Origin of the sequence: Pseudomonas marginalis (assembly GCF_900105325.1) — a bacterium.
In the GTDB taxonomy this organism is placed as follows: domain Bacteria; phylum Pseudomonadota; class Gammaproteobacteria; order Pseudomonadales; family Pseudomonadaceae; genus Aquipseudomonas; species Aquipseudomonas marginalis.
This window is the reverse complement of record NZ_FNSU01000002.1, coordinates 376,233-400,475: the sequence shown is the minus strand read 5'-3', so window position 1 is coordinate 400,475 and position 24,243 is coordinate 376,233. Positions and strand designations below refer to the sequence as shown.

Annotated in this window: 26 protein-coding genes; 16 read left to right on the top strand and 10 right to left on the bottom strand. The window is 59.8% G+C overall.

Annotated features, from left to right (window positions below):
• Positions 1 to 163 precede the first annotated feature (163 nt).
• From gspL to gspG, 3 genes are read right to left on the bottom strand one after another with little or no spacing between them, the layout of a single operon-like run.
• On the bottom strand, positions 164 to 928 hold the full coding sequence (gspL, locus tag BLW22_RS09460; RefSeq protein WP_074845790.1) for a type II secretion system protein GspL: 765 nt from the start codon (positions 926 to 928) through the stop codon (positions 164 to 166).
• Positions 925 to 1,848, bottom strand: a complete 924-nt coding sequence (gene gspK, locus BLW22_RS09455) for a type II secretion system minor pseudopilin GspK (RefSeq protein ID WP_074845788.1) — start codon at positions 1,846 to 1,848, stop codon at positions 925 to 927. The genes gspL and gspK overlap by 4 nt, the downstream gene beginning before the upstream one ends.
• An 8-nt stretch (positions 1,849 to 1,856) precedes the next feature.
• The gene (gspG, locus tag BLW22_RS09450) at positions 1,857 to 2,306 is read right to left on the bottom strand and encodes a type II secretion system major pseudopilin GspG (RefSeq protein ID WP_027603442.1); all 450 of its coding nucleotides are present in this window, start codon (positions 2,304 to 2,306) and stop codon (positions 1,857 to 1,859) included.
• Between the two features lie 137 nt (positions 2,307 to 2,443).
• Between gspG and gspI the strand changes: the two genes are divergently transcribed.
• Entirely contained in the window at positions 2,444 to 2,830 is a 387-nt protein-coding gene (gene gspI, locus BLW22_RS09445) for a type II secretion system minor pseudopilin GspI (protein WP_065926129.1), read from the top strand.
• Between the two features lie 4 nt (positions 2,831 to 2,834).
• Here gspI and BLW22_RS09440 read toward each other — a convergent pair whose 3' ends face one another.
• Positions 2,835 to 3,266 carry a type II secretion system protein N gene (locus BLW22_RS09440; protein ID WP_074845785.1) on the bottom strand — a complete coding sequence of 144 codons (432 nt, stop codon included), beginning with the start codon at positions 3,264 to 3,266 and terminating at the stop codon, positions 2,835 to 2,837.
• Between the two features lie 68 nt (positions 3,267 to 3,334).
• Here BLW22_RS09440 and gspH point away from each other — a divergent pair, with 68 nt between their 5' ends.
• Both gspH and gspJ read left to right on the top strand, forming a co-directional pair.
• Positions 3,335 to 3,796: a type II secretion system minor pseudopilin GspH gene (gspH, locus tag BLW22_RS09435; protein ID WP_065926127.1), complete on the top strand. Its 462-nt coding sequence runs from the start codon at positions 3,335 to 3,337 to the stop codon at positions 3,794 to 3,796.
• Positions 3,793 to 4,398, top strand: coding sequence for a type II secretion system minor pseudopilin GspJ (gene gspJ / locus BLW22_RS09430; protein WP_074845782.1), 606 nt, complete (start codon positions 3,793 to 3,795; stop codon positions 4,396 to 4,398). The genes gspH and gspJ overlap by 4 nt, the downstream gene beginning before the upstream one ends.
• Positions 4,399 to 4,408: 10 nt before the next feature.
• On the opposite strand, the gene BLW22_RS09425 is transcribed toward gspJ, so the two are convergent.
• On the bottom strand, positions 4,409 to 5,326 hold the full coding sequence (locus BLW22_RS09425) for a LysR substrate-binding domain-containing protein (RefSeq protein WP_027603431.1): 918 nt from the start codon (positions 5,324 to 5,326) through the stop codon (positions 4,409 to 4,411).
• A gap of 187 nt (positions 5,327 to 5,513) precedes the next feature.
• On the opposite strand from BLW22_RS09425, the gene BLW22_RS09420 reads away from it, so the two are divergent.
• From BLW22_RS09420 to BLW22_RS09390, 7 genes are all read left to right on the top strand, one after another.
• On the top strand, positions 5,514 to 7,034 hold the full coding sequence (locus BLW22_RS09420; protein WP_027603430.1) for an ABC transporter substrate-binding protein: 1,521 nt from the start codon (positions 5,514 to 5,516) through the stop codon (positions 7,032 to 7,034).
• Positions 7,035 to 7,115: 81 nt separating this feature from the next.
• The gene (locus BLW22_RS09415; protein WP_027603429.1) at positions 7,116 to 8,033 is read left to right on the top strand and encodes an ABC transporter permease; all 918 of its coding nucleotides are present in this window, start codon (positions 7,116 to 7,118) and stop codon (positions 8,031 to 8,033) included.
• Between the two features lie 9 nt (positions 8,034 to 8,042).
• Entirely contained in the window at positions 8,043 to 8,945 is a 903-nt protein-coding gene (locus BLW22_RS09410) for an ABC transporter permease (RefSeq protein WP_074845779.1), read from the top strand.
• A 32-nt stretch (positions 8,946 to 8,977) separates the two neighbouring features.
• Positions 8,978 to 9,994, top strand: a complete 1,017-nt coding sequence (locus BLW22_RS09405) for an ABC transporter ATP-binding protein (RefSeq protein WP_074845777.1) — start codon at positions 8,978 to 8,980, stop codon at positions 9,992 to 9,994.
• Positions 9,991 to 10,980, top strand: a complete 990-nt coding sequence (locus BLW22_RS09400; protein WP_065926122.1) for an ABC transporter ATP-binding protein — start codon at positions 9,991 to 9,993, stop codon at positions 10,978 to 10,980. The genes BLW22_RS09405 and BLW22_RS09400 overlap by 4 nt, the downstream gene beginning before the upstream one ends.
• Positions 10,977 to 12,401: a M20 family metallopeptidase gene (locus BLW22_RS09395; RefSeq protein WP_065939601.1), complete on the top strand. Its 1,425-nt coding sequence runs from the start codon at positions 10,977 to 10,979 to the stop codon at positions 12,399 to 12,401. Before BLW22_RS09400 ends, BLW22_RS09395 begins: the two co-directional genes overlap by 4 nt.
• A complete protein-coding gene (locus BLW22_RS09390) occupies positions 12,398 to 13,552 on the top strand; it encodes a M20 family metallopeptidase (protein WP_065926120.1) in 1,155 nt (384 codons plus the stop codon). Before BLW22_RS09395 ends, BLW22_RS09390 begins: the two co-directional genes overlap by 4 nt.
• 34 nt (positions 13,553 to 13,586) lie before the next feature.
• Here BLW22_RS09390 and BLW22_RS09385 read toward each other — a convergent pair whose 3' ends face one another.
• The 3 genes from BLW22_RS09385 to BLW22_RS09375 all read right to left on the bottom strand — a co-directional run bounded on the left by BLW22_RS09385 (position 13,587) and on the right by BLW22_RS09375 (position 15,666).
• A complete protein-coding gene (locus BLW22_RS09385) occupies positions 13,587 to 14,009 on the bottom strand; it encodes a hypothetical protein (RefSeq protein ID WP_074845772.1) in 423 nt (140 codons plus the stop codon).
• Between the two features lie 47 nt (positions 14,010 to 14,056).
• Positions 14,057 to 14,521, bottom strand: coding sequence for a transketolase (locus tag BLW22_RS09380; RefSeq protein ID WP_065926118.1), 465 nt, complete (start codon positions 14,519 to 14,521; stop codon positions 14,057 to 14,059).
• 128 nt (positions 14,522 to 14,649) lie between these two features.
• A complete protein-coding gene (locus BLW22_RS09375; RefSeq protein WP_065926117.1) occupies positions 14,650 to 15,666 on the bottom strand; it encodes a 1-aminocyclopropane-1-carboxylate deaminase in 1,017 nt (338 codons plus the stop codon).
• 198 nt (positions 15,667 to 15,864) lie between these two features.
• Here BLW22_RS09375 and BLW22_RS09370 point away from each other — a divergent pair, with 198 nt between their 5' ends.
• On the top strand, positions 15,865 to 16,374 hold the full coding sequence (locus BLW22_RS09370) for an Lrp/AsnC family transcriptional regulator (protein ID WP_065926116.1): 510 nt from the start codon (positions 15,865 to 15,867) through the stop codon (positions 16,372 to 16,374).
• A 7-nt stretch (positions 16,375 to 16,381) separates the two neighbouring features.
• On the opposite strand, the gene BLW22_RS09365 is transcribed toward BLW22_RS09370, so the two are convergent.
• Positions 16,382 to 17,362 (bottom strand): AraC family transcriptional regulator, encoded by a 981-nt coding sequence (locus BLW22_RS09365; RefSeq protein ID WP_074845769.1) that lies wholly within the window; start codon positions 17,360 to 17,362, stop codon positions 16,382 to 16,384.
• A 188-nt stretch (positions 17,363 to 17,550) separates the two neighbouring features.
• Here BLW22_RS09365 and BLW22_RS09360 point away from each other — a divergent pair, with 188 nt between their 5' ends.
• Entirely contained in the window at positions 17,551 to 18,729 is a 1,179-nt protein-coding gene (locus BLW22_RS09360) for an aldo/keto reductase (protein WP_065926114.1), read from the top strand.
• Positions 18,730 to 18,907: 178 nt separating this feature from the next.
• Positions 18,908 to 19,618, top strand: a complete 711-nt coding sequence (locus BLW22_RS09355) for a hypothetical protein (RefSeq protein WP_170252189.1) — start codon at positions 18,908 to 18,910, stop codon at positions 19,616 to 19,618.
• Between the two features lie 42 nt (positions 19,619 to 19,660).
• On the opposite strand, the gene BLW22_RS09350 is transcribed toward BLW22_RS09355, so the two are convergent.
• Complete coding sequence (locus tag BLW22_RS09350; protein WP_065947789.1) at positions 19,661 to 20,554, bottom strand: LysR family transcriptional regulator; 894 nt, start codon at positions 20,552 to 20,554, stop codon at positions 19,661 to 19,663.
• A 100-nt stretch (positions 20,555 to 20,654) separates the two neighbouring features.
• Here BLW22_RS09350 and BLW22_RS09345 point away from each other — a divergent pair, with 100 nt between their 5' ends.
• From BLW22_RS09345 to BLW22_RS09335, 3 genes are all read left to right on the top strand, one after another.
• On the top strand, positions 20,655 to 21,824 hold the full coding sequence (locus BLW22_RS09345; protein WP_065939592.1) for a mandelate racemase/muconate lactonizing enzyme family protein: 1,170 nt from the start codon (positions 20,655 to 20,657) through the stop codon (positions 21,822 to 21,824).
• Positions 21,825 to 21,926: 102 nt separating this feature from the next.
• Complete coding sequence (gene dctA / locus BLW22_RS09340; protein WP_027603415.1) at positions 21,927 to 23,234, top strand: C4-dicarboxylate transporter DctA; 1,308 nt, start codon at positions 21,927 to 21,929, stop codon at positions 23,232 to 23,234.
• 123 nt (positions 23,235 to 23,357) lie between these two features.
• Positions 23,358 to 24,236 carry an isocitrate lyase/PEP mutase family protein gene (locus tag BLW22_RS09335; RefSeq protein WP_027603414.1) on the top strand — a complete coding sequence of 293 codons (879 nt, stop codon included), beginning with the start codon at positions 23,358 to 23,360 and terminating at the stop codon, positions 24,234 to 24,236.
• The last annotated feature ends 7 nt before the right edge of the window (positions 24,237 to 24,243 follow it).

The following is a 24,243-nucleotide window of genomic DNA, read 5'->3' as shown; positions in this document are numbered from 1 at the left end:
GCCATGAACGGCAGCGCCATGGCGGCTTGCTGCACCAGGTAAGCAAAGTCGTGATTGAGCTGCGCGGGCCCTCCCCCTTGCCGGTTCGCCAACTGCTGGCGAGCCTGTTGCAGAGGGTTGAGAATCACCGGCAGCTCGGGAAATGCGTGCTTCACGCGCTGGCTCATCTGCTGCTTGAGCTGCTGCCCTTGCGCAACCTCGCGGGCGGCGTAAAGGTTGAGCCGGCCACCCAGACACCCACGGCCAACGCACAACAGCCCAACGCCCGCCCCCAACCGGCCGCCTGTGCAGTGCGCCGACCGACCCCGGCGTGCAATCCCCAGCCAGGGGCAGCGCCGCTCCAGCGCTGATGGTCCACGGGCCACAGCACACTTTCGCCGGTGGCGGCGAGCGCTTCCAGACGGTCCTCAACCAACGGTTCCACCGCCCCATGGGCGAGGGTGAAACGCAGCAGCAACTGGCCCTCTACCACACACCCATTGACCTGCCCGGCCGCTGGCACGGCTAAGCGGTAAGGCGCTGGATACAGGCCGCCCAGCTTCAATCCGTGCAGGCCAAGCAACTGATCGAGGCGATCCAGTACAGCCTTGGGCAGCCAGCTCAGGTGCACCTGTCCATCGGCATCTCGAGCGCTGTGCGCCACATGCATCTGCTCGCTGGGCCCCAGGATCAAGGCCTGCGCAGCGCAGGTAACGGCCGCATCGATACGGGACGCTGACAGCGGCGGAAGTTCAATGCGCGTAAGTACCGTGTCCATGGGGTGAAGGAAACACTCGACGGCCTGAGACTTGACCTGTTGTCCCAGCTGGCCAAGGGTGCTGATGCCGGTATGACTGACGTGCCCCTTGCGGTCCAGTTGCGCGAACTCAAGCTCGGTGTCCGACGTCAAGGACTCCAGCGGCGGCAAGGCAAGACGCAGGCGCGTCATACGCCCAGCCTCGACCAGATCACCCTGGGCATTGCGTCTTCCGGACGATGCAGCAGCGCAGCCAGGTGCACACGGCGCTGATTGCGGCGGGCTTGACCCTGGAGCAGGAACCACTCACTGGTGATCCCGACATTGAGTTCATCCACGTTCAGGTTGGGCAATCGCGCACGGTTAACGAAGTCGCCGCGATTGATAAACCACTGGCCGCGATCGCGCTCGGCGACCAACGCCTTGGCCTGCGCCCAGGACAAACCCGGCACCACCGCGGCCAGCACCTCCGCGCTGGCCGTATTGCTGTTGACCCAGGTGTTGACCGGAAGAATGCTGACGTAGTGCTCCAGCCGTGCCAAGACCCGCTCATTGAGGCCTTCGATACCGCGTAATTGATCAAGACTGCGCAGCATCGGCTGGGTGGCGGGTAATGGCGGGGGCGGCTGCCCCACTGTTGAGGCAACCGGCCTATGTGGGTAGGCCGCAATCACGCGTTGGCTGATGCGCTGCGCCAGGCGGGCCTCGACACCGATCATCTCGCACAACCGCTCAAAGCTGCGCATCTGCCCGAGATCAACAGACTCTTGGGCGATTAAATTGCGCAGGTTGAACTTGCCTTGCAGGTCCTCAAGGCGGCCTTCGAATTCGCCGTCCTGAGCGGCGTTGATCGGCCGGGCCCATGGCTGGTCAAGCCGCGTCAGCACATCCTGCTCGCGGGCGTCCCGAAGCAATCGCCGGCTGACTTCCAGGCCGCCCAGCAGTGATGCACTGCCCTGCACTCGCGCCTGCTCGGCCTCAAGTGAACGGGTAAAAACGCTCTGGCGGGCGAGCATGCCGGCGGCGAACACAGCGACCACCGCCGCGATCAGCATCGCGCTGATAATCGCCATGCCGCGCTGTTTCGCCCCTGTGGGCGAGTGTGATTTCATGGCCGCGCTTAGAGCTGCCAGGATCCGATATCGGCATTCACACCGTCGCCATCAGGCTGTCCGTCGGCACCGAGGGAGAAGATGTCGACTTCGCCGTTCGCGCCGGGATTCAAGTAATGGTAAGGACGGCCCCAGGGGTCGTTGGGCAGGCGCTCCAGATAAGAACGCCAGTTGGTATTTTTTGCATCTGCCGGGCGCTCGACCAATACCTTGAGGCCCTGGTTCATGTTGGGATAGGTGCCGTGGTCGAGGCGATAAAGCTTGAGCGCCTGCATCAGGCCGGCAACGTCCTGCTTGGCCGCAATCGCCCTGGCCTGGTCCGGACGGTCCAGCACTTTAGGCACGACAATCGCCGCCAGAATGCCGAGGATGACCACCACCACCATGATCTCGATCAGCGTGAACCCTTGCTGAGCGTGGCGGGCGCGAGGCCCATATTTGATGCGCGCGAAATCCATATCCACCATCCTTGGCTTGATCCTAATTCGGCGCGCAGTGTAACAAAACTAACTATCTGGATAGCAAAAATAATTGGCCGCTGCCCGCGGCTCTCTGAGTGCTACTCTACGGCGTGTTTTTACGCCAAGAGTGACCCATGGAGCTGTCGCGCAAGGAGCAAGGTTTTACATTGATCGAGGTGCTCGTGGCCTTGGCGATCATTGCCGTGGCGATGGCGGCGGCGGTCCGCGTTGCAGGCTTGATGACCCAGAGCAATGGGTTGCTGCGCGACCGCTCGATGGCGCTGCTGTCGGCCCAGGGCAGGCTCGCCGAACTGCGCCTGGAGGGACGCCTGCCCAGGGGGCACAAAGCGTTTGACTGTGATCAGGGCCGCTTGCAGTTGCGTTGCGAGCAGAGCATCGCACCGAGCGCCGATGGACGCCTGATGCGCGTCACCCTGCAGGTGTCGGAGCGCAAGCGCGAGGCGCCACCGTTGGCGCGGGTGGAAACGCTGCTCAACCCGCCGAAGGCAACGCCCCAATGAGCGTTCAGGGTCGGGTCAAGCGCGGTAGCACCACCGAGTCCGGCAGCGTGCTGACCTTAATGCGGGTGTGCTGCGTGCCCCGCTCAATCACCACCGCATCGCCCTCGATCGCCGCCAGGCGCACACCCTGGGCCAACGACTCACCCACCCGAAAACTGCGCGGCGGCCCCTCGTTCAGGCTCAGGATCGCCACCGCCCCGCGCGCGCCCGCCATCAGGCCGGAGACCTTGATGTCCACCGTCGCCGGCTGGTTGGAAAACCACTGCAACGCCGGGGTATCCGGGCGAGCGGCCAAAGCCGGCGGCTCGACCTGCGGCACCTGGGACTCGGCCGACGTCAGCAACACTGAAGACCAGACCAACACACCCGCGAATGCCGTGGCCAATGCCACTGCCTGCACCACTTGCGGCGCGGTCAAACGAAAAATAGCGACCACGACAAAACCTCCTTGTTGTCCTGCCGGGCAGTCTACAGGAGAGACCCACGACGAAGGAGCGTTGTGTCATGACCAAGGCCAATCAGCAAGGCTTCACCCTGATCGAGTTGATGGTGGTCCTGGTGATCATCGGCATCGCCTCAGCGGCGATCAGCCTGAGCATCAAACCCGACCCGTTGCAATTGCTGCGCAAGGACGCCAACCGCGTGGTCCAGATGCTGCAGATCGCCCAGGCCGAAGCCCGGGCCGACGGCCGCCCCATCACGTGGCGGGCCGACAATAAAGGGTTTCGCTTCAGTCGGCGCAACGCGCCCGGCGAGGGTTGGGATCACTTCATGAGCGACCCGCAACTGCGTCCCCGTGCCTGGGAAACACCCTCGATGAGCGTACGTGTAACCCCCAGGCAACCGGTGGTACTGAATGCCGAATGGTTTGCCTCGCCCTTGCAACTGCAGCTCTCGGATGGCCAGCACCGCCTCACCCTTCACCGCACGGCGACAGGACAAATACGCGTGGCGAACCAACCATGAAAACAGACCAGCACGGTTTTACCCTCATTGAAGTCATGGTGGCGATCATGCTGATGGCCATTGTCAGCCTGATTGCCTGGCGCGGCCTCGACAGCGTGAGCCGTGCCGACAGCCATCTGCAGGCCAGCACCGAGCAAACCGAAGCGTTGTTGCGCACACTCAACCAGCTGGACCGCGACCTGGCCCTGCGCGCCAGCGTTGAACTGAGAACGCCAGCCTTGAACGATGACGAACAGCCCGACGGGCTCGCCGCAATCAGCGTTCGCAGCTCCGACCAGCATGATTTTCAACTGAACGTGATTCGTAACGCAGCCCTTCCCGAAAACGGTCTGCAACGGGTGCGCTGGTGGCTGGAGGGTGACACGCTGTACCGCGCCACATCCGCAGCCAGTGATCGATATCCGTTGCCTGCGCCCAAAAAAGCAGTGGCCGTCTTATCCGGTGTCAGCGACCTGCAAGTGCGCATCTGGGAACCGGGCCAAGGCTGGCGTCAGCTGGCCGGCAACCGTAAAGCCGATCCCATCGGCCTGGAAATCAGCCTGACCCGCCAGACGCCGCAGGGGGAAGAACGCTATCGGCAAGTGGTGGGGCCGCTGCAATAACCTCATCTTTTCAAAGCCGCTTCGCCTTCGCCAGCTCAGCGATCAGAAAATCCCTGAACGCCGAAACCGCCGCCGGTAGATTGCGCCCAGCCATGCTTTGCAGTTCGATGCGCCGCGCCTGCATGCCTTCATCAAGGATCGGCAAGCATTGCAACTGTTTGTCCGCCACCTGTTGGTGCAAGGTCATTTCGCTGGCCAGGCTGATGCCTCCCTCTTCACGGACGAAACTGTAGAGCGCGGCAACGTAATTGGTGGTCAATACCGGGTCGAACAACAACCCCTGGACGCCGCAACAGATGTCGAAGAGTTGCCGTATCGTAGTGTCGGCCTTGGGTAACGCAATGGGCCAGGGTTGCAACTCGGCGAGGTTGACAGACTCCCGCCCGGCCAAGGGATGGGCATTGGAGACCACGGCAAAAATCGCCCCGCTCAGGACATGTTCGACCTTGATTTCCTTTTGCGGCGTCAGGCTGAACGTCATCGCCAGGTCGGCTTCACCGGAGCGAACCTTCTCGGTCGCTTCAGCGGGCGCACAGACCTCCAACGTAAAATGAATGCCCTGATACTCACGCCTGAACGCGCTGATGCTCCTGGGCATGTATTCCAGGGCAAATCCTTCCGAACAGGCAACATGCACATGGCCCCGTTGCAAGCCGTGCAGCTCGGTAATTTCCAGCACCACCTGCTCGGCCTCAAGCTGCGACTTGCGCGCATACGCCGCCAGTCGCGCCCCCGCCTCGCTGAGCACCATGCCGCGGGCGCGACGCTCAAACAGGCTGGCATCCAGGGCCAACTCAAGCTTGGAAATTTGCCGGCTCACCGCTGATGCCGCCACATTCAGCCGCATTGAGGCCTCGCTGATCGATCCGCATCGGGCGACTTCAAGAAAATAGCGCAGTGCCGTGGACTGCACGCCATACAGCTGCATCGGAGCCCCCAAGGATTGCCTTTTCGGCAAAGGAAGTATCGAAATATTGTGCTTGCGGCATTGATAGCCCTTCCCTACATTCGTGTCCAGACCAAAAAAAACAGCGCCCGACCTTTTCCTCCTCCTTCTACGCATTTGCGATTCGCTGCCCTTTGATTCAACCACTCTCGCCAACGGAGACGACGGCATGGGCATCAAAGGTTTCGCCTGCAGTATCGCGCTGATGGGCCTTATCAGCAGCTTTCCGGCGCATGCCGGCAAAGCCAACGACACCCTGGTTTACGCTTCCGACAGCGAGCCTGAAAACATCAGCCCCTATCACAACGATTTACGCGAAGGCGTGATTCTCGGCCGGCTGATCTGGGACAACCTGATCTACCGCGATCCCAAAAGCGGCGAATACAAACCCATGCTGGCTACCAGCTGGAAGCAGGTCGACGACACCACCCTCGACTTTGAGCTGCGCAAGGGCGTCAAATTTCACAACGGCGACGCCTTCACCGCCGACGATGTGGTGTTCACCCTCAACTACGTGGTGTCGCCCGAAGCGAAAGTCGTTACCGTGCAAAACGTAGACTGGATCAAGGGCGCCGAAAAAACCGGCGACTACAGCGTCCGCCTGTATTTGAAGAAGCCTTTCCCGCCGGCACTGGAATACCTGTCCAACGCCGTTCCGATGTTTCCCAAGCAGTACTTCGAGAAGGTCGGCCTGGCCGAATTCAGTCGCAAGCCCATTGGCACCGGGCCGTATAAAGCCGTGTCGGTGGTGGCCGGCGAAGGCGTGACCATGGAGATCAACAAGGACTACTTCCCGGACAGCCCACAAGGCAAGCCCCATATCAGCCACCTCAAGTTCCGCGTGATCCCGGATGCAGAAACCCGTCTGGCCGAGTTGATGACCGACGGTGTCGACTGGACCTGGCGTGTGACCTCGGATCAGGCGGTCGACCTCAAGGGTATGCCGAACCTGACCGTGACCAGTGGCGAAACCATGCGCATCGGTTTCCTGATTCTTGATGCACGTGGCACCTCCACTGAAAACTCACCGATGAAGAACCTCAAGGTGCGCCAGGCCATCAACCATGCGATCAACCGCAATGCGCTGGCCACGCAATTGGTGGGGGGCGAAGCCAAGCCCTTGCAGGTTGCCTGTTATCCCGGCCAGTTCGGTTGCGATACCACTGCGGCCACGGTCTACGACTATGACCCCGCCAAGGCCAAGGCGCTGCTCGCCGAAGCCGGTTACCCAAATGGCTTCGAGACAGAAATCTTCGCTTATCGCGACCGTGATTACGTCGAAGCCATCATCGGCAACCTGCGCGCAGTGGGCATCAACGCCAAGCTGCGCTACTTGAAGTACGCCGCCCTGCGCGATCAGCAACGTGGCGGCAAGGTGCCCATGTCGTTTCAGGCCTGGGGCTCGTTCTCGATCCTCGACACCTCGGCGTCGGCCGGTACCTGGTTCAAGGGCAATCCGGACGACAATATCAAGGACCCACAAGTCCAGGGCTGGTTGCAGACCGCCGACAATGCCCTCGACCCGCAAGTGCGCAAGGATAACTACCGCAAAGCCTTGCAGCGCATCAGCGAGCAAGCCTACTGGGCGCCGCTGTTCAACTACTCGATGAACTACGCCTACACCTCGGAACTCGCGTTCACACCGTACCCGGATGAGCTGCCGCGTTTCGTCGAGTCCACGTGGAAGTAATACGTAACCGGGCGCACGGACTCTCGTGCGCCACGGACACGTCCTCACACTTGTCATCCATTGGATATGAGGAAACTTGCCATGCTTGGATTCCTTCTGCGCCGCCTGGGCATCGCCATTTGCGTTGCCATTACCGTGTCGGTGATCAGCTTTTCGCTTTTGCACCTGTCCGGCGACCTCGCCACTGCCATTGGCGGACCGGAAGCCACCAGCGAACAGATCGAACAGATTCGCGTGCAGTACGGCTTGAACAAACCGCTGCCGACCCAGTACTTCAACTGGCTGGGCGATTTGCTGCGGCTGGACCTGGGCAACTCGTTTTTCTTTCAGGAATCGGTCTACAACCTCGTCGCCAGCCGCTTGCCGATTACCCTGGGGCTGGGTGCCATGGCGCTGGGGATCGCCTTGCTGGTGGCCATTCCACTGGGCGTGCTGGCCGCAGTCAAACGCGACACCTGGGTTGACCGGCTGGCCTTGAGCATCGCGGTGCTGGGCCAGGCGATGCCAAGTTTCTGGTTTGCGCTGATGCTGATCGTGGTGTTCGCGGTGACGCTCAAGTGGCTGCCGGTGTCCGGCAACGCGACCCTGTTGCACTTCGTCATGCCGGCCATTGCCCTGGGCTACTACGCGACGCCGGCAATCATGCGCCTGACCCGCGCCGGCATGCTTGATGTGCTCAGTTCCGATTACATCCGCACCGCCCGCGCCAAGGGCCTGCGCCCTGCCCGCGTGCTGTTCAAGCATGCACTGCGCAACGCGCTGATTCCGGTCGTCGCGCTGGCGGCGGTGGAGTTCGGTTTCATGCTCGGCGGCTCGGTGGTGATCGAAACCGTGTTCTCCCTGCAAGGCATCGGGCAACTGGCCTGGGACGCCATCGCCCGTGACGACTTTCCGGTGGTACAGGCCGTGGTCCTGTTGATTGCGGTGATCTACATCATCCTCACGTTGCTGGCCGATGTGCTCAACGCACTGCTCGACCCGCGTATTCGCGTGCGCTAGGAGGCCTACATGAGCACCCCCACTACCCTCGCGATCAATGACTACCTGCCACCACCGAGCAGCCTGAGCCGAGTGCTTGGCAAGAGCTTGCGTCATCGGGGTTTCGCCATCGGCGCGGTGTTGTTGCTGATTATCTTCGCAGGTGCACTGTTCGCGCCGTGGCTGGCACCTTACGACCCTTATGCGCAAGACGTGATGCTGCGCATGAAACCACCGGTATGGATGGCCAACGGCACCTGGGAATACGTGCTCGGCACCGACAAGCTGGGCCGTGACTACCTGTCGAGGCTGCTCTACGGCGCACGTATTTCGCTGTTCATCGGCATTGCAGCGGCGCTGATTTCCGGCTTTATCGGCACGCTCATGGGGCTGTTGGCGGGCTACTACGGCGGCAAGGTCGATGGGTTTATCAGCTACCTGATCACCACCCGGCTGGCGATGCCGGTGGTGATGGTCGCGCTGGCCTCGGCCTCGTTGATGGGCGGCTCACTGAAAGTGGTGATCGTGCTGCTCGGCTGCCTGTTATGGGATCGCTTCGCGGTGGTGGTCAGGGCCGCGGTGCAACAGATTCGCGATGCTGAATATGTGGCGTCGGCCCAGGCGCTCGGCTGCTCGACCCTGCGCATTCTGGTGAGTGAAATCCTGCCCAATCTGGTCGGCGCACTGATCGTCGTCGCGACGCTGGAAATGGCCCACGCGATCCTGCTGGAGTCGGCCCTCTCGTTCCTCGGGGTTGGCGTGCAGCCACCGACGCCGTCCTGGGGCCTGATGATCGCGGAAGGCAAACCCTACATGTTCTTTTCCCCGTGGGTTATCGCCATTCCCGGCGTCGCCCTGATGATTCTGGTGCTGGGCATCAACCTCGTCGGCGATGGCCTGCGCGATCTGATCCTGCCCGACGGCCGTAACTGATAGACCGCCGTAACTGATAGAGGGAACCGAACATGGCACTACTCCATGTAGAAAACCTGCGCGTGGACATCCCCATGGGCAACAGCCCGACGCCGGATGACATGCTGCATGCCGTACGCGGCCTGAGTTTTGAAGTCGCGCGCGGTGAAATGCTGTGCATCGTCGGGGAATCCGGCTGCGGCAAATCCCTGACCTCGCTGGCGTTGATGGACCTGTTGCCACGCAAGGCCAAACGCACCGCGTCCCGGCTGACGCTGGACGGCATCGACATGCTCGGCCAGAGCGAGCGGCGCATGTGCGACCTGCGCGGCAACCGCCTGGCGATGATCTTCCAGGAGCCGATGACCTCACTGAACCCGGCCTACAGCATTGGCGATCAACTCAGCGAGGTACTGACCCAGCATCGCAAGGTCTCACGCAAGGAGGCCCTGGCGCGCGCCGCGCAGATGCTGGAGAAGGTCGGGATCAGCAATGCCACCGAGCGCTTGCGCCAGTATCCGCATCAACTTTCCGGCGGGCTGCGCCAGCGAGTGATCATCGCCATGGCGTTGATGTGCGAACCGGACCTGATCATCGCTGATGAGCCCACCACGGCGCTGGACGTGACCATTCAAGCGCAGATCCTGCGCTTGATCCGCGACATTCAGAAAGAACTCGGCCTGGCGGTGATCTTCATCACCCACGACCTTGGGCTGGTGGCACGGATCGCCGACCGGGTCGCCGTGATGTATGCCGGAGAAATCGTCGAAACCGCCCCTGCCCTGCAACTGTTCGAGAATCCGCAGCATCCGTACACCCGGGGTCTGCTGGCGAGTATTCCAATCCCTGGCCGGACCAAACCGGGTGAGGCGCTGGGTTCGATTCCAGGCCTGGTGCCGAGCCTGGTCGGCGAACAGCAAGGGTGTGCGTTCCGCAATCGTTGCAGTCAGGCGATCCCGGCCTGCGCGCAAAACATCCCCGAAGTCGAACAGGACGGGCACATGGCGCGCTGCCTGTTCGCCGCCCCGGCCCCGGCACCGATTCGCCTTCAGGAGCGTGCAAGGTCATGAAAAAAGACATCGCTTTGGAGCTGTGTGACATCCGCCGTGAGTTTCGGATCAACCAGGGCTTTTTCAAACCCGCCGCCACCCTGAAGGCCGTGGATGGTGTTTCCCTGCGCCTGATGCGTGGCGAGACCCTCGGTCTGGTGGGCGAGTCCGGTTGCGGCAAAAGTACCCTGGCCAAGATGCTGCTCGGTCTGTTGCCGCCCACCAGCGGCGACGTGTTGGTCAATGGCAAACACCTGGCGGCGACTGATCGCAAGGCAATGTCCCGGCATATCCAGCCGATTTTCCAGGACCCGTATTCCTCGCTGAATCCACGCAAGACCCTGCGCGAAATCGTTACCCTGCCGCTGATCGTGCATGCCATCGGCAGCACCGCCGAGCGCCGCAGGAAGACCGAAGCGATGCTTGATGTGGTCGGCCTGCCCAAACGGGTGATCGACAGCTACCCGAGCCAGCTGTCCGGCGGGCAACGCCAGCGGGTGGCGATTGCCCGGGCGCTGATCATGCGCCCTGACGTGTTGATCTGCGACGAGCCCACCTCAGCGCTGGATGTGTCGGTGCAGGCGCAGATTCTCAATCTGCTGCAGGACCTCAAGCGTGAATTCGGCCTGACCTATCTGCTGATCAGCCATAACCTGGCGGTCATCGAACACCTCGCCGACCGGGTCGCCGTGATGTACCTGGGGCGCATCGTCGAAGAACGCACGCGCGAATCGTTGTTCGCGGAGCCCGGTCACCCATATACCCGCGCCTTGCTGGATTCGGTGCTCACGCCCGATCCGCGCCTGGGCATTCCCGAGATCGGCCTGCACGGCACCTTCCCCAACCCCATGTCACCGCCGTCCGGCTGCGCTTTCCATCCGCGCTGCCCGAGCTGCCTCGCCCCCTGCAAAACGGCCTACCCGGCCAATGGTCCGCTTATCGGCGGCAACGTGCGTTGCCACCTTCACGACACTTCTGCCCAAACACTGGAGCTTGTCCACTCATGAGTCGTTCACTGGCTATCAGCAACACCACAGCACAATTCGACAATGGCGAGTTTTTCAATCTGCTCCAACGCAGCGTCGCCTTGCACACCGAAAGCCAGGCAGCGGACAGCCAGCCCGAGCTGTATCGCTACCTCAATGAGTTCATCACCCCACATGTCGAGGCGATGGGTTTCAGCGTCAAGATCTATGACAACCCGGTGGCCGAGCGCGGCCCCTTCATGATCGCCACGCGCATTGAACACCCGGACCTGCCGACCGTGCTCAGCTACGGCCACGGTGATGTGGTGCGCGGCTATGAGGCGCAATGGCGCGAAGGCCTGTCGCCGTGGCACGTCATTGCCGAAGGCGATCGCTGGTACGGCCGCGGCACGGCGGATAACAAAGGCCAGCACCTGATCAACCTGACCGCGCTGGAACAAACGCTCAAGGCGCGCGATGGCCAACTGGGTTTCAACGTCAAGCTGCTGCTGGAAATGGGCGAAGAAGAAGGCTCGCCGGGCTTGAACGCATTCTGTGCCGCGCACAGCAAAGAGCTTGCGGCGGATATTTTCATCGCCTCGGACGGCCCGCGCCTGGCGGCATCACGCCCGACGATTTTTCTCGGCTCACGCGGGGTATTCAACTTCGAGCTGGTGGTCAATTTACGTGAGGGCGCCCATCACTCCGGCAACTGGGGCGGGTTGTTGGCCAATCCCGGCATCATCCTGGCCAATGCCATCGCGAGCATGGTCGATGAACACGGTCGGGTGAAAGTGGCGGGCCTGATGCCCGAGACACTGCCGGAGCCGGTTCGACAGGCACTGGCCGATATTGCCGTGGGTGGCGGACCGGGCGATCCGGACATCGACGCCAACTGGGGTAACCCGGCGCTTTCGCTGAGCGAAAAGGTGTTCGGCTGGAACACCCTCGACGTCATCGCCTTCAAGACCGGCAACCCAGACGCCCCGGTGCATGCGATTCCCGGCAAGGCTAACGCCCACTGCCATATCCGCTTCGTGGTCGACAGCGACTACACGACCTTTATCCCGGCGGTACGTACCCACCTGGATGCGCATGGCTTCAGCAATGTCGAGGTCAAGCAAAGCCGCATCGATGTGATGCATGCCACTCGGCTGGACCCGCAGAGCCCTTGGGTCGATTGGGCGCTCGGCTCCCTGGCACAGACCACCGGCAAAAAACCTGCGCTGCTGCCAAACCTCGGTGGTTCGCTGCCCAACGATGTGTTCGCGGACGTGCTGGGCCTGCCGACATTGTGGGTGCCGCACTCGTACCCGGCCTGTTCACAACATGCGCCGAACGAACACTTGCTGGCGCCGGTGGTCAAGGAAAGCCTGCAAATCATGGCCGGGCTGTTCTGGGACCTGGGCAACGATGCGGCACGCCTGACCCGGGAACATCAGTTACGGGAGCAGGCGCAATGAGCGCCACGCCACAACAGGCCCTGGACTGGCTAGCCGACCAGCGCCCAGCCATGGAAGCGCTGCTGCGGCGCATCGTCGACACCGATTCCAACAGCTATGACAAGGCGGGTGTCGACGCCGTGGGCGCGCTGCTCGCGGCTGAACTGGAGGCCGACGGCATCCTGCTCAAGCGCATCCCGGTCGAGGGTTTTGGTGACGTGCTGCTCGCCGAAGTGCCAGGCGATTCTGGAAAACCGGTGCTGTTGCTGGGCCATCGCGACACGGTCTTCCCCAAGGGCACCACCACGACTCGCGGCTACAGCCGCGACGCCAACCTCGCCTATGGCCCCGGCGTCGCCGACATGAAAGGCGGCCTGGTGCTCAATTGCTTCGCGCTCAAAGCACTCAAGCGCGCCGGCCGGTTGCCCTATCCGGTGCAGGTCCTGTACACCGGCGACGAAGAAATCGGCTCCGGCAGCGCCAGGCCCCATATCGAAAACACCGCCCGTGCCGCCCGCGCCGTGCTCAATACCGAACCCGGCCGGGCCAGCGGCAACGTGGTCAGCGCACGCAAAGGCGGGGCCACGCTGATCATCGAAGTCAGCGGCCGCGCGGCGCATGCCGGGGTCAACCATGCCGACGGGGCCAGCGCCATCGAGGCCCTGGCACGCAAGATCGTCAAGCTGCATGCCTTGACCGATTACCCGGCCGGCATCACCACTAACGTTGGACTGATATCCGGTGGTACGTCGAGCAACACCGTCGCGCCCAGCGCCTGTGCGCGGCTGGACGTGCGCTTCATCGAACTCAAGCACTGGGATCGGATCTTCAGCGCAATCCAGGCCATCGTCGCCGAAGAAGAACTGATCGGCACCCGCGCCGTCCTCAAGGAAGCGACGACCTTTCTACCGATGGAAGCACGCCACAGCGAACGACTGCTGCACCTCTACCAACAAAAAGCACTGGCATTGGGTTTCAGCGTCGAAGGCGAATTCACCGGCGGTTGCGCCGACTCCGGCTTTACCGCCAGCCTGGGCGTTCCAACCCTGTGCGGGCTCGGCCCGGTGGGTGGCAAGGTTCACACTGATCGCGAATACCTGGAACTGGACACCCTGGTGCCTCGCGCCCTGGCCCTGGTGGCGACCATTCTGGCGGTCGGCGACAGCGTTTGAGGCCATGGTTTTCTGCGTGTGGTCCCCGACAGGTTCACAGGCAGCTCCCGGCGCTGTCGGGTATCGTTTCAAGGTGACGGGAATAGCTCACTCGGGCGAAGTTTTTGACCTGTTCTACTGCTGCAATCACCGAACATTCGGCCGACACGTCTGGCGCTATGGAGTAGAGGCATCGCTTACCCATGGAAAGGCTATGCAATACACGTTCATCCAGTTCACCGAGCACGACAAAAGAACAGTCACTCCTGGCCACTTGCACATCAACGTGCTTGCCAGGGACGGTGTCCACCGCATCGACATGGAGCAGCGCAACATTGTCAAAACAGCTGAACCCTTGATGAATCAAGTCAATATGAGCGCTATCAAGTCCGCACACGATGACCACGATGCGCGTGCAACTTGAAGGCTCGCGCATCCACTTCATTGCGTGGGTGCGACAGTCGACAGTTCGGCTCATAAGCGATGCCTTTATGGTTCCAACAGTCGAATGGACCAGGTCCTTGGTTAAATGACGCCGCGTGCCTGCAACACGCTTTTCGCCAGGCTTCGGGTCGCCGCTAACACCGCCTCCACCTGTTGATCCATCTGTGCAGTGGAGGAGGCTACTTCTCCAAGCTCGACCACGCGCAGCGGATGACCAAAGACGGACCCCAGCCACGTCATGCCGCAATCCGTGCCAGTTTCGACATCCAGTAAAAAGCTGCCGTGGGAGACGCCGCGCAACAGTTGGCTGGCATGGCACGCGTAGGCCCCGTCGGACGGCTCCGGGCTGGACCCGACCTGCAACCAGTCGAGCCTCAACGCCTCGGACTGTTTGATGGCTAGATAAGCCACCTGGTCCCACTCATCTATCGCCACATGCAGCTTGTCGATCATGTACGGGGGCAACGCGGCGCTGGTAACGATCACTACTCCGGCATCCGCCGAAGGCTCCTTGATCCAGACTGCAGATTGCGTTATCGCATGCATGGCGGTACTTCCGGCGGTTGGATAGGAGCAACGTGCTCCGGGTGGCGATTCGACGATGGGGTCGTGACATTCAATATTGATGCCGACTCACCCATCGCTTCGTGAGCTCCCTGGTTTTTTGGCGTTAATCAGCCGTTGCGAAACAGGAAGCTGTAGGCATTCAGCGCAGGCGCCCCACCCAAGTGCGCATACAGCACTTTGGAGCCTTCGGGGAACTCACCACGGCGGACCATTTCAATCATCCCGTGCATGGATTTGCCTTCGTACACCGGATCGGTCAGCACACCTTCCAGGCTCCCGCACAAACGAATGGCTTCCAGCGTGCCTTCGTTGGGCAAACCGTATTCCGGGTAGGCAAAACGTGTATCGAGCACCACGTCGTCTTCGGTGATCTCACGGCCCAGTTCCACCAACTCTGCGGTGTGCCGGGCGATACGCAGGATCTGCGCCTTGGTTTGCTCCGGCTTGGCCGAGGCATCAATGCCGATAACGTTCTTCGAACGGCCGTCCGCGGCGAAACCGACGACCATGCCGGCCTGGGTACTGCCGGTCACAGAGCAGACCACGATGTAGTCGAACGTGAACCCCAGTTGTTTTTCCTGCTCTCGCACTTCCTCGGCAAAGCCGACGAACCCAAGGCCGCCGTAGGGGTGTTCGGAACAACCCGCCGGTATCGGGAACGGCTTGCCACCCCGCGCCACCACATCGTCCATGGCCTTCTCCCAACTGGGCCGAATGCCGATATCGAACCCGGCGGCGTCCAGTCGTACCTCGGCGCCCATGATGCGAGACATTTCGATATTGCCAACGCGGTCATATACCGCATCGGAGTAGTTCACCCAGTTTTCCTGCACCAGCACGCACTTCATGCCCAGGTGAGCGGCAACGGCGGCCACCTGGCGGGTCTGGTTCGACTGGATGCCGCCGATGGAAACCAAGGTATCGCAGCCTTGCTCGAGCGCTTCGGGAATCAAATATTCGAGCTTGCGCGTTTTGTTCCCGCCGAAGGCCAGGCCACTGTTGCAGTCTTCACGTTTGGCATACAGCTCGACCTTGCCACCCAGGTGTTCACTGAGGCGCTTCAAGGGCGTGATGGGAGAAGGACCGAAGGTCAACGGATAACGTTTAAAACGATTCAGGTTCATGACGCTGCTCCTTGATTACTGGACATCAAAGCGCCAGACCGAAAGGCAAAGGTTGCCTTCCAGGTTCTTTCAGGCGGGCTTCGATGAGTTCAATATTAAGAAGATTTCCAAAAAGATGTGTTGCAAACTTCTACCATTTAAAGAACTATAATTTCTCGCTATAAAAATCGAACATACTTTAATTGCGAATAAACAGTCATGAACGCAATAAACACTCGCAAGAAGCCAAGTGTATCAGCCCCCGTGCCGCAGCCGCTGGATCGAACCGACCGCGCCATTCTCAAGGCCCTGCAGCGAGATGCCTCCATCTCCAATGTGGCGCTGGCAGAGAAGGTGAAATTGAGTGCACCGGCGTGCCTCAGGCGCGTCGAGCGGCTCAAGCAAGTCGGCCTGATCAAAGGCATAGTCGCGCTGCTCGACAATGTCGCGCTGGATGCGGGGATGGTGGTGTTGATCGGCGTGGTGCTGGACCGCTCCACACCGGAATCCTTCGCCGCATTCGAGGCAGCCGCACAAAAAGTGTCCGGCTGCATGGAGTGCCATGTGGTGACGGGGGAGTTCGACTACTTCATGTTGATACGAACCAAGGACAGCAACAGTTTCAACCGGCTCCACGCGGAACAGTTGCTTTACCTGCCTGGGGTTCGCCAGATTCGATCGTTCATGGGCTTGCGTCAGGTCTTGTCGACCACCCACATTCCCCTTTGAAGCGTCGCTAGTCGAGCAGTCCGCCCTGCTCCCGTACGTGCTTGATGTCTCTCGAGGGCGGGGCTCCGAAACGCCGGGCATATTCACGGCTGAATTGAGCGACACTTTCATAGCCGACGCGCAACGCGGCGGTGTTCACGTCAACACGATCGGTCAACATCAGGCTGCGTGCGGCTTGCAGCCGTAACGCCTTTTGATACTGAACAGGGCTGGTGCCTGTGAGCTTGCGAAAACTGTGATGCAGCGTAGAGCTGGCCATTCCTGATCGTTCGGCGAGATCGGCCACGTGCAGCGGTTTGTCGTAGTGATGTTTCAGCCATTCAATGGCTCTCACGATGCCCTTGTCTCGATAACCGTCGCGGGTGACGCTGCGCAGCCAGTGCCCTGCACTACTTAGCAATAGCCGAACGCATATTTCCCGCTTGATCAGATCCGACATCAAGCCTGCTTCAAGCGGCCGTTCGATCAGCGTAGCGAGTCGAGCGAATGCGTCGAGCATCTCACTCGACGCCGCACCGGATACGAAGCCCCGCGCTTGAGTAGCCATTTCCTGCGCAGGCGGTTCCAAGGTCTGGATCACCTCGTTGAGCATGGAAAGGTTGAGCTTCAACACGACGGATAAATAGGGGGTTTCCTCGCTGGCAGCGGTAACACGGGCCAGTGTGGGGATGTCGACCGACGTGACGAAGAACGCCCCCTGCCCGAACTCACAGGCCTCCTCACCGAACGTGATCTCCTTCGCGCCCTGCAGAATGATGGCCACGCAAGGCTCATAAATGCAGTAAGTGGGCGTACCCAGGTCAGCCATTCGATAAAAGGCCAGACCTGGAATCGATGTTTTGCAGACCTCGTTCAAACCAATCTGCCGGGTGACTTTTTCGATCAGCCGCCTGAGCGCCTGGAGACGCTCGTTGGGCTGTATGGGATCGCGCAACGCCAGAGAATGCAGATGGCCGGAACCGAACTGCGAGAAGGAACCGCTCGTCATTACATGCGCCCCTGTTTACGGAATGTTCGAGTCTGCTGAGAGTGCGTGACCAACACAAGCGCATCGGCAGGATTGTGCAAAAAATATGGCGTATTAGGGTCACCCGGCCAACCCTCGTTGTTCTAACTTCCAGTACGAATACCGGCTTCGATGATCCCGTGAAACCTCGGTCGCGAAAGGAACGTTGGATGGACAGACGAGATTTTCTTACTTACTCGGCAGTGGGTACTGTTGCAGCCGCTTTGCTGCCAGCCTCGAGTGTCGCCAGTTCGGCAGCCCCAGCGCCCTCTTTACTGACAGAGCGCGGGAGCGTGATGCGTACTGAAGGCCGGCCAGTGCGCACAGGCCTGCCCCTCAATTCACCCTCGCCTACCCTGCGATACATGACGCCTCAACGCTTTGGCATGGGCGGGACACAGATTGGCAATATCTTTGCGCCGCTCAGCGACGAGCAGGCGGGCCTGGTTCTACAGGCCGCCTGGGACGCGGGTGTAAGGCTTTACGACACGTCGCCGTTCTACGGGTTTGGTTTGAGTGAATATCGGGTAGGCCGCTTTCTGCACGGCAAACATCCGAACGACTATGTGGTCTCCACCAAGGTAGGACGCGTTTTGACTGCCGCGGGTGGCCCCCGCGCGGACCATGCCATCTGGAAGTCACCCGCGCCCTTCAACTACCGGTATGACTACACCGCGGCAGGCGCACGGCGTTCCGTGGAAGACAGCCTGCAGCGGCTGGGGCTGCCGCGTATCGATATCGTGTTTATCCATGACATCTCGCCCGATAACAGCGAACTGGAAGGCGGTTGGGAAGCGGCGTATCGCATTGCGCGCACAGGGGCGATGGTTGAGCTTGAAAAGATGCGTGATGAGGGGCTCATCAAGGCATGGGGCTTCGGCGTCAATACGCCGAATGCTGTGGTCCAGGCAATGGCCGGTGATGACCCGACTCCCGACATCGTGTTGCTTGCCTGCCAGTATTCGCTCCTTGAGCACAGCGATGCGTTACGCAACACCTTTCCGGCGTTGAGCAGGAAGGGCACCAGCGTTGTGGTTGGAACACCACTGAACGATGGATTTCTGGGAGGACGCAGCCGATACAACTTCAGTCTGGATCTGCCTGCCGGAGCGGTGGAAAAGCGCGCGCGAATCATGGCGGTTGCCAAACGACATGGCATCGACATTCATACTGCCGCCCTGCAGTTCGCGGCAGCACATCCGCAAGTGTCAGCGATCATTCCGGGTGCCCGCACGCCGGGGCAGATCGTTTCCAATGTGCAGGCGATGAAGGTCGGTATCCCGGCAGCCTTTTGGGAGGAGCTCAAGAGCCGGAACCTGATCGATGCCCAAGCACCGGTCCCTTCCTGAGCAGGGTCTACGCCCGTGCAACCTACTGATGTGACGCTAGCGTCGCTGGCCTCATTTAACCCGAAACGTATCTTCCTGGTTGCAGCAACGCTGCAGATAGCAGCCGCTTGATCCGCCTGTTCCAGTAAACAAACTGCGCACGCGTCCAACTAAAAACACTCGTCCAAGGCCGTAATAAATGAAGATACGCACGTCTTTCATGATTTTAGGCGGCCTGCTTGCGCTGTCCGGCAGTGGCTACTTACTCGCCGACACACTCGCGCTGAGCGTTACATTGCCGGCTCCACTCCCACAGCTAAAGGTGCTGACACTCCTTATAGGTATACACCTGCTCGGCATGTGCTTCGGTCTCGGTGGGGCGACGATGCTGGACCTCTGGATCCTGCGTTGGATGCGCCGGGGCAGCCTCCCGGTTGAAATCGGACGCACCTTTCACTTCATCAGCGACGCGGTCACTATTGGACTCTGCCTCCTGTGGCTTTCAGGCCTTGGTTTCCTTGCCCTTTACGCGATGGAGTCGCCGGAAAAGTTTGAAAACCCCAAACTCTGGGCGAAAGTCATTGTGGTGATCGTCCTGACCATCAACGGAATAATCATCCACGCGCTTGTGCTGCCAGAAGCCCTACGCGACCTGAGTCGCCCCCTGCTCTTTGGCGTATCCCGCAAAAGAGCGGCCTTGTTTCTCGCCTCCGGTGCAGTTTCGGGGGTGTCTTGGTACACGGCTTTTGCCTTCGGCATTTTTCGTGAGTTAAACAACAGTGTCACCTTCACCCTGCTGGTCATCATGTGGCTTACGCTGATAGTCGCCGCCTCTCTCGCCGCAATGCTGCTCTGGTTAAACTCTGCCGCGGGAACCAGAAAACCTCCGTCGCTCAGTCATCCGACGTGAAGATAAAGACCCGCTTGGGCATTGCGCGTAACTGAGCGCTCGTCATGTGGGAGCTTGGGGGTCACTACCCGCCCGGCTCCAAAACTCTTCAGCAGATTGACTGAGGATTGCTTTCGGGCGGGTCAGATGAATTTCCAGAGGTATGTCCCAGCTTTCGTCGAGCGCTCTGACTAAGCGCCCATCAAGAACTTCCTGCTCGGTAAGGCTCTTGGGCAGCCACGCCACACCTTTGCTTTCCAGGGCCATGGACATGAGTACCGCTGCAAGGTGGCTGCTGAAAAGCGGCTTGAGGTGAAGGTAATCTTCCTTGCCACGCAACCTGTGGGCGACGATACGTCCCAGTCCAGACTCATGGGTGTATGCGAGGTATGGCAATGCCGCGGGTGAGGTGCCGAAGTGAGTGGAAGCACTCGCAAGCGGAACGAGGACGTCCTCCCCCACCTTCTTGCTGGTGAACTGATCAGGCGCCAGTAAAGGCGGAACGTCGGGATGGCGGTGGCAGAGCAGGAACTGAACCTGACCATGTATCAGCATCTGCTCACAGACGGCCATGCTGTCCGAGTGCAGTTTCACTGCCTCAATGGGGGCACCGTTTTCTGAGCTTCGAAGCCACTTGGGAAAAAACGTAAACGACAGCGAATGAGTTGCCGCGAATTGCAACGACTTGGCGGCGATTCCTGCTACCTCTTGAGCCTCGTTGCGCATCCTGTACAAGTGTCGGGCCGCTTCCTGAGCACTGGGCAAAATTTGCCTTCCGGCCTCGGTAAGGGTTGCGCCTTGTGGTGTGCGCACAAACAACTCGACGCCCATCCAATTCTCCAGTGAGCGTACTCTTCGACTGAAGGCTGGCTGAGTAACATGGCGTGCCTCAGCGGCACGGACAAAGCTGCCGTACTCCGCAAGCGCTGAAAGATCTTCAAGCCAAACGAGTTCCAAGGGGCCATGCCTCCTGTGCATAGGGTCCGGCATTAATAGCATTGGGCGGGTGACATCGCAAAGCATAACGTGGGGCCACAAACAACAAGAGGAGCCCGTCATGCGTATCGTAGACATCCGTGAAAAAACAGTTTCCATTGCCTCCCCAATTGCCAATGCCTATATCGATTTTTCCAAGATGACCTGCTCGGTCGTCGCGGTCATCACCGATGTGATTCGCGATGGCAAACCCGTCATCGGCTACGGTTTCAACTCCAATGGCCGCTATGGCCAAGGCGCTCTGATGCGGGATCGTTTCCTGGCGCGTATCACGGAAGCTGATCCTGACACGCTCGTCGACCATGAAAACAACAACCTGGATCCGTTCGCCATCTGGAAAACCCTGATGACCAACGAAAAGCCAGGCGGCCACGGCGAGCGCTCGGTCGCGGTTGGCACCATCGACATGGCTGTATGGGATGCCGTCGCCAAGATTGAGGGCAAACCTCTGTATCGCCTGCTGGCTGACCGCTACCGTAACGGCGTGGCAGATGACAAGGTCTGGGTCTACGCAGCCGGTGGGTATTACTACCCAGGTAAAGACCAGACCAAGCTCAAAGCGGAAATGCAGAGCTATCTGGATCGTGGCTACGACGTCGTCAAAATGAAGATTGGGGCGGTACCGCTGGATGAGGATATTCGTCGCATCGAAGCGGTGCTTGAAGTGGTGGGTGACGGTCGTCGACTGGCGGTCGATGCCAACGGTCGTTTCGATCTACAGACCGGTATTGCTTACGCGGAAGCCATCAAGCAGTACAACCTCTTCTGGTACGAGGAGATCGGCGACCCGCTGGACTACGCACTTCAGGCTGAGCTCGCCAATCACTATGAGCTGCCCATGGCCACCGGGGAAAACCTGTTCTCCCACCAGGATGCCCGTAACCTTCTGCGTCACGGTGGAATGCGCCCTGATCGCGACTTCCTCCAGTTCGACTGCGCCCTCTCCTACGGGCTGGTGGAGTACATGCGCACCCTGAAAGTGATGGAAGACATGGGTTGGTCTTCCCGCCGCGTGGTTCCCCATGGTGGCCACCAGATGTCCCTGAACATCGCAGCCGGCCTGCACCTGGGCGGCAACGAATCCTACCCCGACGTGTTCCAGCCTTTCGGCGGCTTCGCCGACGGAATCAAGGTGGAAAATAGTTATGTCGGCCTGCCGGATATTCCAGGTGTTGGTTTCGAAGCCAAGTCCGCCTTGTACGCAGTCATGCGCGAGTTAGGCGAAGGCTGATCAACCTCGGTCTGCGGTTTCTTTTAAAGGGGCCGCAGACTCAGGCGTCATCCATTGACGCCAAACCACATGCCCATCACAAAAATAAAATGAGGTGCTTCCGTGGAAATGTCCAAGTCCCGCTGGTACAGCCAGCTGTATGTGCAGGTGCTGATCGGTATCGTCATCGGCGCTGCAATCGGTCACTTTGAACCGCAATTCGGAGCCAAGCTTCAACCTTTTGCGGATGGCTTTATCAAACTCATCAAAATGCTGTTGGCGCCGATTATTTTCGGTACTGTGGTGGTGGGTATCGCCAAGATGGGCAGCATCAAGGAGGTTGGGCGGATCGGCGTGAAGGCGCTGCTCTACTTTGAAATCCTTTCAACCATTGCGCTGGTCATCGGCCTTATTGTGGTCAATGTCGTAAAGCCAGGCGCCGGGATGAATATCAACGCTACCACGCTTGATGCCAGCGCTATCGCCAAGTACAGCCAAGCCGCCAGTGAGCAGGGCGGGACTATCGATTTCTTTCTCAACATCATCCCGAGCACCTTCATTGGCGCATTCTCGAATGGCGTCATGCTTCAGGTCATCTTGATTTCGGTATTGATGGGCATCGCCCTCGTTCAAATGGGTGAAACCAGCAAACCGCTGATCAATACCATCGACTTGTTTCTGCAAGGGCTGTTCAAGATCGTAGCAATGGTTATGCGCCTGGCGCCGATTGGCGCCGGCGCCGGGATGGCGTTCACGATAGGCAAGTACGGCATTGGTACCTTGCTGTCACTCGGCCAGTTGCTGGTCGCGCTCTACATCACCACCTTGATTTTCATCGTGGTCGTACTAGGGACGGTTGCTAGATGGTCAGGCATGCCGCTTATGCAATTTCTGCGTTATTTCAAAGATGAAATTCTCATCACGCTTGGCACCTGCTCAACCGAGGCCGTGCTTCCGCGAATGATGGTGAAACTTGAAAAGCTGGGCTGCAAGAAGTCAGTGGTGGGCATGGTGCTACCCACTGGATATGCCTTCAATGCGGATGGCACCTGCATTTACCTCACCATGGCGGCGATTTTTATCGCACAGGCAACCAATACGCCCCTGACGTTTATGGATCAGATGATTCTGCTGGGTGTCTTCCTGCTGACCTCAAAAGGCTCCGCTGGCGTGGCGGGTGCCGGGTTCATAACCCTTGCGGCAACGCTCACGACCATCCACTCCATTCCACTGGTAGGCCTTGTCCTGCTGTTGGGCATCGACCGCTTCCTCAACGAAGCGCGTGCCGTGACCAACCTGATCGGCAACGGTATCGGCACCATCGCCATTGCCAAATGGGACAACTCCTTTGACGTCGAAGCCTGCGAGCATGAAATTGCTGCAATGAAACACCAAAAAGCAGTGCGCAAAGCACTGTTGCCGCAAAAGTAATCAGCACAGTTTACCGGTCATTTGCGCATCAACCATGGCCATGACCGGTCGTGATTTCCAGGTCTCGTTCAACGCGGGACGATCCCAACGAAAACCGCGAATGAAGTGGATGGAGCCGAAAAAATGATCGAGCGATCTCATCATGAATTGCGCAAGACGTTTGGTGACTTACTTCACGGAACCGCCTGTAAATTTGCCGCGTCCGTATTCGATCCTATCTCGGTTCGCATGGCATCCGACCTTGGCTTTGAGGTTGCCATCCAAGGTGGTTCCGTCGCCTCGCTTCAAGTGCTCGGGGCACCTGACATTGCACTGCTCACGCTTGATGAGTACGTCGAACAGGTTTCTAGAGTCGGGCGGGCCAGTCAAATCCCAATCATCGGCGACGCTGATCATGGGTTCGGTAACGCACTTAATGTCATGCGAACAGTGACCGAACTTCAGAAAGCCGGGGTTGCCGCCCTGACGCTGGAAGACACCCACCTACCGGCCAAGTACGACGAGCAGTCGAACGTGCTTATCGAAAGGCAAGAAGCCGCAGCCAAGATCTACGCTGCACGATTTGCCCGTTCGGATGATGCGCTCAGCATCATTGCCAGAACGAATGTGGCCGCTACCACGCTGGAAGACTCCATCGCTCGCACTGCGGCCTATCAGAAGGCCGGAGCAGATGCGATTTGCCTGGTTGGCGTTAAGGATTTCCAGCACCTGGAAGCACTCACGGCACACCTCAGCGTGCCAATCATGCTGATCAACTACGGCAATCCGGCCCTGAGCGATGTCGAGAAACTGAGTGCCGCCAATGTGCGGGTCGTGGTCAATGGGCATGCCCCTTATTTGTCCGCAATCAAAGCGACCTACGAGGCGCTGCGCGAACAAAGCGGCACACACGCAAGCGAGCTTTCCCTTCCTGAGCTGCTTTCAAAATACACGCTCTCGGATAACTATCGTGAGTGGGCCAAGACCTACTTGAAGTCAGGGTACGATTCAAATTGCCCCTGAAACAGGC

Coding starts and splice junctions, on each gene's coding strand:
- gspG (WP_027603442.1), bottom strand. CDS start 2,306: ATGGATTTCGCGCGCATCAAATATGGGCCTCGCGCCCGCCACGCTCAG.
- BLW22_RS09420 (WP_027603430.1), top strand. CDS start 5,514: ATGGGCATCAAAGGTTTCGCCTGCAGTATCGCGCTGATGGGCCTTATC.
- BLW22_RS09360 (WP_065926114.1), top strand. CDS start 17,551: ATGGACAGACGAGATTTTCTTACTTACTCGGCAGTGGGTACTGTTGCA.
- BLW22_RS09385 (WP_074845772.1), bottom strand. CDS start 14,009: ATGAGCCGAACTGTCGACTGTCGCACCCACGCAATGAAGTGGATGCGC.
- BLW22_RS09415 (WP_027603429.1), top strand. CDS start 7,116: ATGCTTGGATTCCTTCTGCGCCGCCTGGGCATCGCCATTTGCGTTGCC.
- BLW22_RS09345 (WP_065939592.1), top strand. CDS start 20,655: ATGCGTATCGTAGACATCCGTGAAAAAACAGTTTCCATTGCCTCCCCA.
- BLW22_RS09405 (WP_074845777.1), top strand. CDS start 8,978: ATGGCACTACTCCATGTAGAAAACCTGCGCGTGGACATCCCCATGGGC.
- BLW22_RS09365 (WP_074845769.1), bottom strand. CDS start 17,362: ATGACGAGCGGTTCCTTCTCGCAGTTCGGTTCCGGCCATCTGCATTCT.
- BLW22_RS09335 (WP_027603414.1), top strand. CDS start 23,358: ATGATCGAGCGATCTCATCATGAATTGCGCAAGACGTTTGGTGACTTA.
- BLW22_RS09410 (WP_074845779.1), top strand. CDS start 8,043: ATGAGCACCCCCACTACCCTCGCGATCAATGACTACCTGCCACCACCG.
- BLW22_RS09355 (WP_170252189.1), top strand. CDS start 18,908: ATGAAGATACGCACGTCTTTCATGATTTTAGGCGGCCTGCTTGCGCTG.
- gspJ (WP_074845782.1), top strand. CDS start 3,793: ATGAAAACAGACCAGCACGGTTTTACCCTCATTGAAGTCATGGTGGCG.
- BLW22_RS09380 (WP_065926118.1), bottom strand. CDS start 14,521: ATGCATGCGATAACGCAATCTGCAGTCTGGATCAAGGAGCCTTCGGCG.
- gspI (WP_065926129.1), top strand. CDS start 2,444: ATGGAGCTGTCGCGCAAGGAGCAAGGTTTTACATTGATCGAGGTGCTC.
- BLW22_RS09425 (WP_027603431.1), bottom strand. CDS start 5,326: ATGCAGCTGTATGGCGTGCAGTCCACGGCACTGCGCTATTTTCTTGAA.
- gspH (WP_065926127.1), top strand. CDS start 3,335: ATGACCAAGGCCAATCAGCAAGGCTTCACCCTGATCGAGTTGATGGTG.
- BLW22_RS09395 (WP_065939601.1), top strand. CDS start 10,977: ATGAGTCGTTCACTGGCTATCAGCAACACCACAGCACAATTCGACAAT.
- BLW22_RS09370 (WP_065926116.1), top strand. CDS start 15,865: ATGAACGCAATAAACACTCGCAAGAAGCCAAGTGTATCAGCCCCCGTG.
- BLW22_RS09375 (WP_065926117.1), bottom strand. CDS start 15,666: ATGAACCTGAATCGTTTTAAACGTTATCCGTTGACCTTCGGTCCTTCT.
- BLW22_RS09400 (WP_065926122.1), top strand. CDS start 9,991: ATGAAAAAAGACATCGCTTTGGAGCTGTGTGACATCCGCCGTGAGTTT.
- gspK (WP_074845788.1), bottom strand. CDS start 1,848: ATGAAATCACACTCGCCCACAGGGGCGAAACAGCGCGGCATGGCGATT.
- BLW22_RS09390 (WP_065926120.1), top strand. CDS start 12,398: ATGAGCGCCACGCCACAACAGGCCCTGGACTGGCTAGCCGACCAGCGC.
- gspL (WP_074845790.1), bottom strand. CDS start 928: ATGACGCGCCTGCGTCTTGCCTTGCCGCCGCTGGAGTCCTTGACGTCG.